Origin of the sequence: Cohnella zeiphila (genome assembly GCF_014212055.1) — a bacterium.
Taxonomy (GTDB): Bacteria; Bacillota; Bacilli; order Paenibacillales; family Paenibacillaceae; genus Cohnella; species Cohnella zeiphila.
The window spans coordinates 141,515-155,654 of sequence record NZ_JACJVO010000005.1; the positions used below are offsets into that span (position 1 = coordinate 141,515).

11 protein-coding genes are annotated in these 14,140 nt (G+C 59.9%); 7 read left to right on the forward strand and 4 right to left on the reverse strand.

Annotation, left to right across the window (positions count from 1 at the left end; all coding sequences use genetic code 11):
- Position 1 precedes the first annotated feature (1 nt).
- Positions 2-1,546 carry a response regulator transcription factor gene (locus H7C18_RS04535; protein ID WP_185127826.1) on the reverse strand — a complete coding sequence of 515 codons (1,545 nt, stop codon included), beginning with the start codon at positions 1,544-1,546 and terminating at the stop codon, positions 2-4.
- A 193-nt stretch (positions 1,547-1,739) separates the two neighbouring features.
- Between H7C18_RS04535 and H7C18_RS04540 the strand changes: the two genes are divergently transcribed.
- From H7C18_RS04540 to H7C18_RS04565, 6 genes are all read left to right on the forward strand, one after another.
- The gene (locus H7C18_RS04540) at positions 1,740-2,714 is read left to right on the forward strand and encodes an ABC transporter permease (RefSeq protein ID WP_238357464.1); all 975 of its coding nucleotides are present in this window, start codon (positions 1,740-1,742) and stop codon (positions 2,712-2,714) included.
- 17 nt (positions 2,715-2,731) lie between these two features.
- On the forward strand, positions 2,732-3,628 hold the full coding sequence (locus tag H7C18_RS04545; protein WP_185127827.1) for a carbohydrate ABC transporter permease: 897 nt from the start codon (positions 2,732-2,734) through the stop codon (positions 3,626-3,628).
- Between the two features lie 104 nt (positions 3,629-3,732).
- Positions 3,733-5,397 carry an ABC transporter substrate-binding protein gene (locus tag H7C18_RS04550; protein WP_185127828.1) on the forward strand — a complete coding sequence of 555 codons (1,665 nt, stop codon included), beginning with the start codon at positions 3,733-3,735 and terminating at the stop codon, positions 5,395-5,397.
- A gap of 246 nt (positions 5,398-5,643) precedes the next feature.
- Positions 5,644-7,863, forward strand: a complete 2,220-nt coding sequence (locus tag H7C18_RS04555; RefSeq protein WP_185127829.1) for an alpha-galactosidase — start codon at positions 5,644-5,646, stop codon at positions 7,861-7,863.
- A 126-nt stretch (positions 7,864-7,989) separates the two neighbouring features.
- A complete protein-coding gene (locus H7C18_RS04560) occupies positions 7,990-9,000 on the forward strand; it encodes a glycoside hydrolase family 130 protein (protein WP_185127830.1) in 1,011 nt (336 codons plus the stop codon).
- A 373-nt stretch (positions 9,001-9,373) separates the two neighbouring features.
- Positions 9,374-10,597, forward strand: coding sequence for a chromate transporter (locus tag H7C18_RS04565; protein WP_185127831.1), 1,224 nt, complete (start codon positions 9,374-9,376; stop codon positions 10,595-10,597).
- Here H7C18_RS04565 and H7C18_RS04570 read toward each other — a convergent pair.
- Genes H7C18_RS04570 through H7C18_RS04580 form a run of 3 tightly spaced genes read right to left on the reverse strand, consistent with a single transcriptional unit; the run spans position 10,583 to position 12,757 of the window.
- Entirely contained in the window at positions 10,583-11,458 is an 876-nt protein-coding gene (locus H7C18_RS04570) for an AraC family transcriptional regulator (protein WP_185127832.1), read from the reverse strand. The two genes, H7C18_RS04565 and H7C18_RS04570, sit on opposite strands and share 15 nt — an antisense overlap.
- A gap of 38 nt (positions 11,459-11,496) precedes the next feature.
- Complete coding sequence (locus H7C18_RS04575; RefSeq protein ID WP_185127833.1) at positions 11,497-12,258, reverse strand: SDR family NAD(P)-dependent oxidoreductase; 762 nt, start codon at positions 12,256-12,258, stop codon at positions 11,497-11,499.
- A gap of 19 nt (positions 12,259-12,277) precedes the next feature.
- Entirely contained in the window at positions 12,278-12,757 is a 480-nt protein-coding gene (locus H7C18_RS04580; protein ID WP_185127834.1) for a MarR family winged helix-turn-helix transcriptional regulator, read from the reverse strand.
- A gap of 304 nt (positions 12,758-13,061) precedes the next feature.
- Here H7C18_RS04580 and H7C18_RS04585 point away from each other — a divergent pair, with 304 nt between their 5' ends.
- Positions 13,062-14,108 carry a Gfo/Idh/MocA family protein gene (locus H7C18_RS04585; protein WP_185127835.1) on the forward strand — a complete coding sequence of 349 codons (1,047 nt, stop codon included), beginning with the start codon at positions 13,062-13,064 and terminating at the stop codon, positions 14,106-14,108.
- Positions 14,109-14,140: the final 32 nt, after the last annotated feature.

The following is a 14,140-nucleotide window of genomic DNA, read 5'->3' on the forward strand; positions in this document are numbered from 1 at the left end:
TCTACAGAAGTTTCTTGCGGTACTCGTTCGGCGTGACTCCCCGGTGCTTCTGGAACAGGGAGCAGAAGTAGGAGACGTTCTCGTAGCCGACCGCTTTCGCGATCTCGTGAATTTTGAGCGACTTGTTCCGCAGCAGCCCGGAGGCGCGGTCGATCCGGACCTTCGTCATATATTCGAGGATGGTCTGGCCGGTTTTCTCTTTGAAAAGCGTTCGGATATAGTTGGGCGACAGGTACACGCCCGCCGCCAGCTCTTCGACGGTGAGCGCCTCGCTGAACCGCGCGTCGATCAGTTCCCGGATCCGGTGGATGATCGGGAGGTTCTTGTCGTGGTCCTTCTCGCGGATCCGGTCCATCATCCGCCGGCACCAATCGGCGAGCGTCGCCTGGAGCTGGGCCAGCGATTGCGGCTCGGTGATCGCGCGCCAATCCGGCTCGATCGCCTCGGCCCCGTGCTGCCGCTCCAGCAGGGGGGAGAAGCGGCGCGAGATCTCGGTGGCCAGCTGCATCGTATCGGCGATGACGGCTTCGCGCCGCGTCCGGCTCTTGCGGAACGGAGCGAAAAAGCCCGCGAGCTCCGCCTCCATTGCTTCCGTCTGCAGATGAGCGACCGCATGGCCCAGCCGCTCGGCGACCGCCGCCGGACGAACCGCAGCGGTCTCCCGGCGAGGCTCGGCCTCATACGGCAGTACTGTGCCCGTGCCTTCGTAGAACTTGGCCGCGTTCGCCTCTCGGGCTTCCCCCCACAGCTCGGGCAGCTGCTCCAAATACCGTCCTTCCGTTGACAGGCCGATCGTCAGCACGATGCCGGTGCGCCCTCGAATCTCTTCGAGCGCTTTTCCCCAGAACCGCCATACGCTCTCCGTTCCGCTATCGCCGTCCAAGTAAGCGATCGCGCCGAAGCGGCGCTCGTCGGCCTCCCACATGTAGTTGCTTCCGTTCAGCTCCGACCAGCCGGAGGCGAGGGAGGCCAGCACGTCCGCCCGCTCCCGGTCGTTCGCCTCGTCCCAGGTGATCAGGCAGACGATGTAATCGCCGGTCGGCGGAAGCGGGCGGGGGAGCATGGCGATGCGCCGCACCCATTCCTTGCGGGTCTCCGCCGAGCTTTCCGCGGCCAGGGAGCGAACCAGCTTCTCCTTCAGCCCTTCGGCGGATTCGGACAGCTGCTTGTCTTCCTCGCACTTCCGAATGACCCGCTCCATGAGCTGGGCCAGCTCGGCCTTATCGATCGGCTTGAGCAGATAGCCCATCGCCTCCATCGTCAGCGCCGCCTTGATATATTGAAATTCGTCGTGTCCGCTCAGGAACACGACTTTCACGTTTTTGTCGAACTGCTTCGCCTTTCTCGCGAATTCCAGGCCGTCCATGATCGGCATGCGGACGTCGGTCAGGACGATGTCGGGCCTCAGCTCCTCCTGCATGCGCAGCGCCTCCCGGCCGTTCCGCGCCGTCCCGACGACGGAGATGCCCATGTCCTCCCAGCGGATATAACGGGCGATGGCGTCGAGCTCCAGCTTCTCGTCGTCCACCAACAGAATCGTGTACATGCGATAATCCTCCTGCCCGCGAGATTCGATTGAGACGATCGAACTCTATTGTAGAAGCGATAACGGATTTCAACAATGACCCCTGCCGAAATCGCGTAGGTTTGAGGCGTATTTTCGAGAAACGGGATATGGATGCGCTTTCGAAGCCGCCCCTATAATGGGAATACGCTTAGCAGACAACGGGAGGAATTCGATGGAAGCTCGCATGGAACGGCAACGAGGGACGGGTTACGGGGCGGCGGCGGCCGGCCGCAGATGGAAGCGCGCCAAACAGCAGAAGTACCTGTATTTGATGATCCTGCCCGCCTTCGTCTGCACGCTGATCTTCGCTTACGGGCCCATGTTCGGGCTGTATATGTCCTTCATCAACTATTCTCCGGGAGGCGGCACGTTCTTCCACCAGTTTTTCCACAGCGACTTCGTCGGGACGGAGTGGTTCCGCTACTTCTTCACCAGCGGCGACTTCTACACCGTCATGCGCAACACGCTGGCCCAGAGCCTGCTGTCGTTGCTTCTCGGGTTCCCGGCGCCGATCATTCTGGCTCTGATGATCAACGAGGTTCGCGGCGGCATTTTCAAAAGAACGGTTCAGACGATGTCGTATCTGCCGCACTTCATCTCCTGGGTCATCGCGGCCAACGTCATCGTGACGCTGCTGTCGTCGCAGGGGGTCATCAACCAGCTCCTCGTCTCGCTGCACCTGGTCAAGGAGCCGATCCAATTCCTGCAGAACGGGCACATGTTCTGGTGGATCATCGCCTTCTCCAACACGTGGAAGGACATGGGCTTCAACGCCATCATCTATCTGGCGGCGATCGCCGGAATCAATCCGGAGCTGTACGAGGCGGCGCGGGTGGACGGCGCCAGCCGGTGGCGGCAGATGTGGAACGTGACGCTTCCGGCGCTCAAACCGACGATCGTCATCCTGTCCATCCTGGCCGTCGGCAACGTACTGAACGCGGGCTTCGATCAGCAGTACCTGCTGCAGAACACGACGGTGCTCAAATATTCGGACGTCATCGACACGTACACGTACCGGTACGGTCTCCAGAACGGCATGTTCTCCTACGGGGCGGCCGTCGGGCTGTTCAAGTCGGTCGTCGCCTTCGTGCTGGTCGTCCTCGTGAACGCCTGGTCCCGCAAAGTCAACGAGCAGTCACTTTATTAGAAGGGAGGCCGCCTGCATTGCCGACAACCAAGAGAAGCTCGGGGGACCTGCTGTATTTGTCCGTCGTGTACGTATGCCTGGCTATCGTTCTGATCATCACGTTTTATCCTTTCTGGAACATCCTGGTGCTGTCCGTCAACAGCGCCGACGATACGGTCCGCGGGGGCATCTACCTGTGGCCGAGAGTGCTCAGCTTCGCGAGCTATCGCGAGATTCTGGGCGACAGCGAAATTCTGAACGGCCTGAAGGTGACGGTTCTTCGGACGCTCATCGGCACGCCGCTGACCGTTCTCGTCATCAGCCTGCTCGCCTTCGCGCTCAGCAAGAAAGAGTTGGTCGGCGGACGGGCGCTGTCGCTGTTCTTCATCTTCACGATGTACTTCGGCGGCGGTCTCATCCCCTACTATATGATTCTAAAAAGCGTTCACCTGATCGACTCGTTCCTCGTGTACATCCTGCCGAATCTGATGAACGTGTTCTTCGTCATCATCGTGCGGACGTTCATGCAGGAGCTGCCGATCGAGGTAGAGGAATCGGCCAAGATCGACGGCGCGAACGACCTGCAGATTTTCGCCCGCGTCATTCTGCCGATCTGCGTGCCGGTGCTCGTGACGATCGGCCTGTTCTCGGCGATCAACCAGTGGAACTCCTGGTTCGATTCCTACGTCTTCACGTACAAATCCAGCCTCAAAACGCTGCAAGCCGTGCTCGTCAAAATTCTCAACCAATACCAGACGGATTCGTTCACGTCGAACGCCGGGCGGATGGCCGATTCGGCCAAGCGGCTCTCGGTGTCCTCGGATACGATCCGGATGGCGGCCACGATGGTGGCGACGCTCCCGATCATCGCGGTGTATCCGTTCCTGCAGCGTTATTTCGTCAAGGGCATGACGCTCGGAGCGGTCAAGAGCTGACTGCTGACGGAAGATTCCGAGAGGGGGGTGAAAGTTTCGATAAATTGGCAAGGCACTTCGGTGCAGCGTTGCGGTATTCTATATTTCGTATGGGGGGACATACCATGACATCTGTGAAAAAGTGGCTTGCGATCTCGTCGGGCCTCGTGCTGACCGCATCGGTGCTCGGCGCCTGCGGCAATAGCAATAACAGCAACAACGGGGCGGCGAGCCCGTCCGCTTCGCCCGCGGCTTCGGCCTCGGGTTCTTCCAGCCCGGCGGCTTCCGCCAGCGACTCCGGCGAACCGCTCAAGCCGATTACGCTCACGTTTTTCGACAAGAATACCGGGGACGCCTTCAACAATCCGGTCGCCCAAGAGATTACGAAGCGGACCGGCGTCACCGTCGAGATTCAGCAGCCCACGGGCAACCCGGCCGAGAAGCTGAACCTGATGCTCGCCAGCGGCGACCTGCCGGACATCGTGCTCATGGACCGCAGCAGCGACATCGTCAACAAGTATATCGCGGCGGGCGCGCTCATTCCGCTGAACGACCTCATCGACAAATACGGTCCCGACGTCAAGGAGATGTACGGGGATACGCTCAACAAGACCCGCTATACCGACGGCAAAAACTATTATCTGTCGAACTGGTACGGCTTCTCGGAGGGAGAGCCGGTCTTCGGCTTCAACATCCGGAAGGACCTTCTGACGGAGCTCGCCCCGGACAAGGCGGAGGGCGGCCAGCCGTTCACCGCGGACGAGTTCGAAGCGCTGCTCAAGAGCTTCAAGGAGAAGTATCCGACGATTAACGGCAAGCCGACGATCGCTCTGACGATGGACGGCTCCAACATGGGCGCCGTGACGGGCACGTTCAAAGGGATGTACGGACTCAAATCGTACTATGAGACGGACGGCAAGCTGCAGTACGACGTCGAGGATCCGAAATACCGCGAGATGATCCTCTACATGAACAAGCTGTATCGCGAAGGGCTGATCGACGTCGACTGGGCGATCAACAAGAAGGAATCCTGGCTGCAGAAGCTGTCGTCCGGAGCGGTGTTCGCTTCGACCGGCGCTTACTGGGATCTGGGCGACGCCAACAACGCTCTCAAAAAAGACGGCGGCGAAAAGTCGGAGATGTACGCGTACAAGGTCGTCGCTCCGGGCGTCGATCCGGCGAAGACGACGTACGGGCCGTCCAGCTCGCTCGGATGGGACGCGATCGGCATTACGAAGGCGAACAAGGATCCGGAGCGGACGATGCAGTTCATCAATTTCCTCGCCAGCGAGGAAGGCCAATACTTGCTGCAATGGGGCATCGAAGGCAAGGATTGGGATATGGTGGACGGCAAGCACGTTCCGAAGCCGGAGACGCTGCAGGGCTTCAAAGACGATTTCACGAACTACTCCAAGAAGACGGGCATCCGCAAGTGGACCTGGTTCATCAAGAGCGGCAAGGGCTCGGACGGAACGGTGTACGATATGGCCGTTCGCTATCAGCGGGGCGAGGTCGACCAGATGGCGATCAAGAACCTGGCCGATTCCGCTTGGAACACGGACGCCTACGATAACCTGGGCCCGCAGGGCGGCACGCCGGAAGCGCTGGTGGCGCAGAAGGTATCGGACATCATGAACCAGTCGGTTACGAAGGCGATTATCGCGAAGACGGAAGACGAAGCGAACGCCGTGTTCGACAAGATGCTGTCCGACATGAAGGCGGCCGGCAGCGAGAAAGTAGAGAAGATCATCAACGACAACTATCAAGCGCGTCTGGCTCTTTGGAAGTAAGCCGGGCAGCGGAGAGGGGGAGCCGGCGGCGCGCCGTCTCCCTCTTTTTATGGGGAATGGTTGGCGAAAGAGAGTAACGAGATTTCTCACATTCGCGGGAAAGCAGCGAAGAAGGCGAAAGAGAGTAACGAGATTACTCACATGGGCGGAAATGCGGCTGAGTAGGCGAAAGAGAGTAATGAGATTACTCACATAGACGGAAATGCTCAGGGGATCTGGCACGTGTTTATTAGAGGAGGCGTTATTATGACAACGGTACAATGGGAGCTGCAAGAGAAAGCGGCGCGGATTCGCAACGGCCGGATGAGCGTCGAGGTCGATTTGGCGGACGGCAAAGCGAGGATCGAATGGAGCGGCGGGGACGGGGAGCCGGCAGGGTTCATTCGCAACGCGGTAAGCGTGGTGCTGCTGGACGGAGCGACGAAGTCGACGGCGGACGCGGCATCGCGCGAGAGCTCGGTCCGGGAGATCAAGGACGCGTTCGGTAAGGGAGCGGAACTGAGCATCGTTCACCGGCTCGGCGACGGGACGGAGCTAACGCAGAGTTGGTCGCTCTACGACGGCCTAAACTACGGCTTCGTCCGGTTGGAAGCGCGTGGGGCGGACGGCCGAATGCTGGAGACGAACCGCATCGCGCCGATCAGCGCGTTGGCCGAAGAGGGTGCTGCTGGTTTTGAGTCGGAGAGCTCGGAGGTGAATTCGGGAGCGCGCAGGGAAGCGGCCTTGAGAGCGGATTCGGACGAGAATTTGGGAGAGCAAAGGGGAGCGACCCGGAGAGCGGACTCGAAAGCAATTTCGGGGAGCGGCACGGAGACCGGCTCGGCGGCACGTTCGGCCGGGCAGGCTGACGGCGAAGCGCTGCGGGCACTGCTTGTCCCGTACGACAACGACAAGTGGGTGCGCTTCGAGTCGGTGGCGATGCCGGGCAAGCTGGAGAGCTACGAGGCGACGGCGGTCTATCGGAACGGTACGCGGAACGGTCTCGTGCTCGGCTCCGTCACCCACGATACTTGGAAAACGGGAATTCAGATCGAAGGTGCCGACGGCAGCGCCGTTCATCGGCTGGAAGTCTACGGGGGAGCCGCCGGAGAGTATACGCGGGATACGGTTCCGCACGGCGCGGTGGCGGGGGAAACCGTCGTCTCGCCGACGGTCTTCTTCGGCTTGTTCGCCGATTACCGCGACGGGATGGAGACGCTCGGCCGGGCCAACGCCCGGATCGCGCCGCCGCTCGCGTGGGAAGGAACCGTGCCGTTCGGCTGGAACAGTTGGTCGGCCGTGGGCAGCGGGCTATCGTACGACAGCTATGTCGCCGCCGCCGATCTGATCCGGGAGGTGCGCGGCCATGGCTTCCATGACGGCGGCGTGACTTACGTCAACTTCGACGCGTTCGGTTCGAACCTGACCGCCGAGGAGCGGAGACGGGCCGTCGATCACGTGCATCGCAACGGACAGAAGGCGGGGACGTACTGGACGCCTTTCACGTATTGGGGCAAGCCGGAGGAAGCCGGCGATCGGGTCGTCGAAGGGACGGACGGGCGCTACCGGTACTCGGATCTGCTGCTGCGGGACGAAGCGGGCAACGTGCTGCCCGATCTGGACGGCGGCTGGGCGATCGATCCGACGCACCCGGGCAACCTGCTGCGCACGGAACGGACGCTGAAGCAGATCGCGGAGGACGGCTACGAATACGTCAAGCTGGACTTCATGGCGCACGGGGCGCTCGAAGGCAAGCATTACCGCTCGGATATCCGCACGGGCATCCAGGCCTATAACGAGGGGATGAGACAGATCGTGTCGCTGCTCGATCCGCGGCGGATCGGCCGGCCGTTTTTCATCCATCTGTCGATCGCGCCGCTGTTCCCTCATTCCTACGCGCACGGCCGACGCATCTCCTGCGACGCGTTCGGAGAGCTGAAGGACACCGAGTACATGCTCAATTCCGTGACGTACGGCTGGTGGATGCACCGGACGCTCTACGCGTTCAACGACCCGGACCATACGGTTCTGTACAAGAGCTTCAACCACGAGCCGACGACCGAGGCGGAAGGCCGGAGCCGCCTGAACGCTTCGCTCATCGCAGGCACGGTTCTGCTGATGGGCGACGATTACCGGGAGCCGGAGGCCCGGCGTCGGGCGCTCGCCTGGCTGACCGATCCGGCGCTGATGGCAGTCGCCCGGCGGGGCGAGACGTTCGTGCCGCTCGAAGGCGACTCGGGAGATCGGGCGACGCCGGTCTTTATTCGCATGGAGCCGGACGGCGGCGCTCACGTAGCCGTATTTAACTATGCGAAAGACCGGCCGGCGGAGCTGACCGTCGATCTGGCGCGCATCGGCTTGGACGATGAAGCCGACTGGCGCTGCGAGGATTTGTGGTCCAAGGAGGAGCGCAGCGTCGAGGGGCAGCTGACCGTATCGCTCGCTCCGGCCGAGTCGACCCTGCTGAAGCTGTCGCGGGCCGACTGAACCGGAAGCGCAAAAAAATGGGATAGATTCGCGCGGTTATGTCCGATGCCGGAGCTCCTTCCGGAATACACTCGATCTTAAAGCAGCTTGCATCGACATGATCCCGTTGAAGGAGAGATGAACCGCATGAATCGTCCCATCATCGGTCCGCTGGCGTCCGCTCCCCGCGTCGTTCGCCACGCGGGCAATCCGATTCTGACCGCCGAAGACGTTCCTTACCGGCCCGCGCTTGTCTTCAATGCCGGCGTCGCCAAGTTCCAGGGCAAGTACGTGATGGTTTTCCGCAACGATTACGGCAACCCGGAGGAGCGGACGCTTCTGCCGAGCAGCACCACCAATCTGGGGCTTGCCTTTAGCGACGACGGGGTGAATTGGGAGGTCCGGCCCCGGCCGCTGTTCGTTCTGGAAGGACCGGAGGTTATCCGCGTCTACGATCCGCGGCTGACGGTGATCGACGGACGCTGCTATATGTGCTTCGCGGTCGATACGCCACACGGCATTCGCGGGGGGATCGCCGTGACCGACGATCTGGAGCGGTTCGAGGTGCTGAGCCTGTCCGTGCCGGACAATCGCAACATGGTGCTGTTCCCGGAGAAGCTCGGCGGGAATTACGTCAGGCTGGAGCGTCCGTTCCCGATCTACGGGCGAGGCGGCGGAAACCGCTTCGACATCTGGCTCTCCGAGTCGCCCGATCTGCGGTTCTGGGGCAACTCCGGGCTGCTGCTCGGCGTGGAGCACGTCCCGTTCGCCAACGACAAGCTGGGACCGGCCGCTCCGCCGATCCGGACGGAGAAGGGCTGGCTGACGCTGTTCCATGCCGTGGACGTAGACCCGAGCCGCGGCAAGAACGGCTGGGAAGACGCGTGGATCAAACGATACACGGCCGGCGTCATGCTGCTCGATCTGGATGATCCGACACGGATCGTCGGGCTAAGCAAGAAGCCGCTGATGGCGCCGGACGCCCCGTACGAGCGGGAAGGCGGATTCCGCAACCATGTCATTTTTCCCGGCGGAATGATCCTGGAAGACGGCGGAGAGGTGAAAATCTACTACGGGGCGGCCGACACCTACGAATGTCTCGCGACGGCCGACGTGAACGATTTGATCCGGCTCTGCCTGGACGGCCGGGGAGATTAGATGGGCATGCAACGGAGGGCTTCTGCTTACGACAAGCAAAAGCCCTCCCTGTTTTTTCTACGACGGCATAATGAACGAACAATTTTCATCTCCATCACTTCACCACCGCCCGAAAAAAGGTGCGATATTGTACGCAAGCGCACAGGCTCGCCTCCGAAGTCTGCCGAATGGGCTCTTGATGCGATGATTTGCATCGTTGTCGCACCGGCTGCCGGGTAAGCCCTATGAATGGACATGCATGTCCCACAAACTTTGTTAGTCGATGATGCCGCTGTAGTTTTTTTACACAAGATGACGTAACGGACCTCGGCGACGTGATATACTTTTCAAGAAATCGTTATGATATTTTCTAGCATAGGAGCCAGGTTCGAGAATGCAGCCTACTCAACAGAAGGCTCCGAAAGAGGCGGAAGCCCGCAAGGGAAAAGCCGGCGTTTTGCTGGAACTCTTGACGGTATCCACGAAGCTGGGGCTTACTTCTTTCGGAGGGCCGACGGCCCATCTGGGTTATTTTCACAACGAATATATTCAACGCCGAAAATGGATGGACGAGCGAAGCTACGCGGACTTGGTCGCCCTCTGCCAATTCCTTCCCGGCCCGGCGAGCAGCCAGGTCGGCATCGGAATCGGCGTAATCCGGGCGGGGCTGCTTGGAGGTCTCGTCGCCTGGGTAGGCTTTACTTTGCCTTCCGTCATCGCGCTCGTAGCGTTTGCCCTCTTGCTGCAAGGTTTTGATATCGGGAGCGCCGGGTGGATACACGGGCTCAAAATCGTGGCCGTGGCGATCGTGGCTCACGCCATACTAGGCATGGGGCAAAAGCTTGCGCCCGATCGGAATCGGGCGACCCTGGCCGTCCTTGCCGCGGTTGTCGCATTATGCTGGCAATCGGTTTTCAGCCAGGTGGCCACGATCATGGCCGCGGGGGTCGTCGGCGTGCTGCTTTATCGCAAAGAAGCGGGAGAGAAGCCTCCGGACCTGCGGATCGCGATCGGCCGCCCTCTTGCCGTCGTTTGTTTCGTTCTGTATTTCGGCCTGCTGGCGGCGCTTCCGCTTCTCAAGGGATTCGGCGAGGATGGCGGATGGCTGGCGATGTTCGACAGCTTCTACCGTTCCGGTTCATTGGTATTCGGCGGAGGGCACGTCGTTCTTCCGCTTCTCCAGCGCGAAGTCGTTCCGCCGGGTTGGGTCAGCCAGGAAGATTTCTTGGCGGGTTACGGGGTCGCCCAAGCGGTTCCGGGACCGCTGTTTACATTTGCCGGCTACCTTGGCGCGATGGCCAAGGGGATTCCGGGGGCGGCGATCGCCACCTTGGGGATTTTCCTGCCGGCTTTTCTTCTCGTCATCGGCGCGCTTCCTTTTTGGAACGGGTTGAGAAACAGTCCAAGAATACAAGGGGCGCTGGTCGGAATCAATGCGGCCGTCGTCGGGATCCTGCTGGCCGCGCTCTACGACCCGCTTTGGACTTCGGCCATCCTGCAGCCGACGGATTTCGGGCTGGCCGCGATTTTGTTCGCGATGCTCGTTTTCTGGAAGCTGCCGCCGTGGGCGGTCGTGATTGCCGGCGCGGCGGGCGGAATGCTTCTAGGACTGTTGTAATCGCCTTTTGCGGTACTCGCCGGGGGAGAGGCCCTTGCTCTCCCGGAAAACGCGGGCGAACCCTTTGTACGAGCGAAACCCGACCTCCAGCGCGATCTCCAGCATGCTCATATCCGTGGCGGCCAGCAGGCCGCATGCATGGCGCAGGCGAATCTCGTGCAGCAATTGGACGAAGCTCGTTCCGGTGTGCCGCTTGATAGCCGCGCTGACACGGGAAGGATGCAGGGAGAACCGCGCGGACAAATCGCTTAACGCCATGTCTTCCCGGTAGTGACCGTGAATGTATTCGATGATCGACCATGCGTAGCCGCCTTTTCCGGAGAGTTCGCTCTTCGGATCGGGCGGCTTTTGGCGTTCGCCGGCCCGCAAAAACCGAATGAGCGTCTCGTGCAGCTTCAACGTCACGTATTCCCGCGACAGCAGGCGCCGCTCACGGGATTCGCGAAGCATCTCCTCGAACAGATGAACGAGCGGAGGCAGCGACGACTCTTCGAACTGGTGAAACGGCAAGCGGTTGCCCGTCACCCCGTCCAGCAGCCGGCGCGAGCCGGGATCGGCAGACGGTACGAGCAGATCCATCGCGAACATGCAGTTGTACAAGCGCAGCGATTCGGAAGAGGTGGTGACGATCTCGTGGATCTGATAGGGGAGCAGCAGGGTAAACGTGCCGCGGCGCATCGGATGCGTCTCCCCGTTAATCTTCTCCAGGCCTTCCCCCTCGATCACGAGCGAGCATTCGAGGAAGTCGTGGCGGTGAGCGGGAAAAGCGCGGCGGATCTCGTTCAAGGAAAGATGGAACGGGAAGTCGGGCGAGATCAGCTCGTAATCGGACAAATGTTTGTTCGTCGGGTATACCGTCATGTAGGCGCCTCCCGGCCGGCGTTGCGGACGCTGTCAAATTAGTTTCTATTCCTCGACACATACGGATAGATCGGATCTCTTAATTCGAAATCATACGTTTTCTCGTTCACCATTCCAACCACTTTATCGGAATCGTAAAGATCAAGCAGAAATCCGGCCATTTCTTTTGCGGTATGATATTGGGGGACTCTCCCTTTATAAATAAACTCATCCATGCCGAAGGCGCTTTTAATAAATTCGGTTTCGGTTGAAGCGGGAGCCAGGACTTTTGCTTGCAGGGCGGCTCCTTTTTCATTCAATTCTTGCGCGAGACCTTCCGTAAAGGCGCTTACATAGAACTTGGTCGCGCAGTAGGTCACCGAATAGCCGACTATTTGGTATCCTCCCCCCGAAGATACATTAATGATCCGGGTTCCTTCGACATCCGCATAGTCGCGTGCATAAAGTGAGGACAGAACGGTTACGGCTTCCACATTCACGCGAAGCATCGTCAATATTTTATTTGCATTTTGTTCTCCGACGGAAGCAAAGTTTCCGATCCCGGCATTGTTGATCCAAGTCTCGATCCGATAATCCCGAAGACTATCGTAGAATTCATTAACACGAGCCGTAACAGACAAGTCGACGGTTCGAACGACGACATCCAGATCCGGGTTCATGCCGGCCACTTTTGATTTTAACTCTTCCAATTCCGCCGTTCTTCGTGCCGCCAGGATTAAGTTTTTTCCGCGGGCCGCAAAAGCGAGTGCCGTTTCATACCCGATTCCCGAACTGGCTCCCGTAATGACCGTATATTTCATATCATCATCCTCCTGTTCCTTAACTCTCAAAACCGCGGATATAAGCTTCCTGTTGCTTGAGCATATAATCCGAAGCCTTTCTCATCATCTCGGTAAAAAGCAGGCTTTCTTCCTCTCCCAGATGCTTGACGAGACCGACGAACATGCCGAGGCGGGCTTCGTTAATACGCTGTATATACTCTTTGCCTTTCTCCGAGAGCCGGATTCGGACAACCCGCCTATCGGCCGGATCGGCCTGACGCTCGACAAGTTCCTGTGCCTCCAGACTGTTGATATGGTGCGTTACCGTTGGAGAAGTGACGTTCAGTTTCCCGCTTATTTCCGAGACCATCAATCCCGGACCGTCATCCTTGGCATTCCTGCTGATGTAATAGAGAACCATAATCTCGCCCGGCTTTTGATGGTATAGCGAGCGATTCTGCATCCTATTTCCGCTAACCTGCGATTGAAAGTACGATTCCATTAACTGCATGGCTATGTTCTTCTGCCTGTCCGTCAAACCGGTCCCTCCCCGAACGCGCATATCGCCATCAAATCGCTGCGCTAAATCGCAAAATGATAGATATTCTATTAGATAGATTATCTATTAAATAGATGTTCTAAGTATATGGAAACAAGAAAAAATAGTCAAATCGTTTCGGCCGGTCGGCCGGGGCGAAAATCGTCCCGATCGCAACAGTTATTGTCCGGATCGGCCATGAATTCGCCGGAGCGGTCGATTATGATGAGGGGGAAATCGGTTACATAAAGCGGCGGAACGGCCGCCGGGCAGGGAGGGAACGAACCTGAGCGAGACGATCGGAGTGGGCGTGCTCGGCTTCGCCCACGGTCATGTCGGAGCGTATTGCGCGGAATGGAGAACGGCCGATTACGGCGTGCGCGTTCTGGCGGGATGGGATCATGACGCGGCCAGGCTGGATGCGGCGGCGGCAGAGTACGGTTTGGCGCCGTATCCGGATGTCGGGGAGCTGCTGGACCGCGAAGACATTCGCGCGGTCGTGATCGGAGCGGAGACGTCCCGGCATGCCGAACTGGCGGAGCTTGCCGCCGATCGCGGCAAGGCGATCGTGCTGCAGAAGCCGATGGCGCTGACGCTCGCCGAGGCGGAGCGGATCCGCGCCGCGGTGAGCCGGAACGGAGTGCCGTTTACGCTGGCGTGGCAGATGAGGGTCGATCCGCAGAACGTTCAGATGAAAAAGTGGCTCGAGAGCGGAGAGCTCGGCCAAGTATTCATGGTTCGCCGCCGTCATGGCCTGTCGATGGGGCTGAGTGCCGACTTTGCGAATTCGTGGCACGTCGATCCGGCGCTCAACCGGGACATCTGGGCCGACGATTGCTCGCACCCGGCCGACTTCGTCCACTGGCTGCTTGGCGTCCCGGAGACGGTGACGGCGGAGATCGAATCGCTGTACAATCCGCGCATTCCCAGCGACAACGGCATCGCCGTCTATCGTTACCCGGGCGGGCCGATCGCCGAAGTGAGCTGTTCGTTCACGTGCGCGGCGGCGGAGAACACGACGGAGATCGTCTGCGAGAAAGGAACGATCGTGCAAAACTTCGGCGACGCGGTCAGCTGCAACGTTCCCCGCCCGGAGCAAGCGGCGGCGCTCAAGCGGTTCGACGTCGGGACCGGAGCTTGGACCGAGAGCCCGATCGCGGCTCCGCCGAACCACGGCTTCCGGATCCGCGCGCTGGCCGGACCGCTGGCCGAATTTATCGGCGGCAAGCGGGAGCCTCTGGCGACCGCGGAGGAAGGAATCGCCTCGCTGCGCATGGTGCTGGCCACCTACGTTTCGTCTCGCGAGGGCAGGCGGGTTCGTCTGGACGACCCGGCTTTGGAGCAGGTTTGACATTTTCCCCCAAAAAAAGAGGAGGTGAAGTT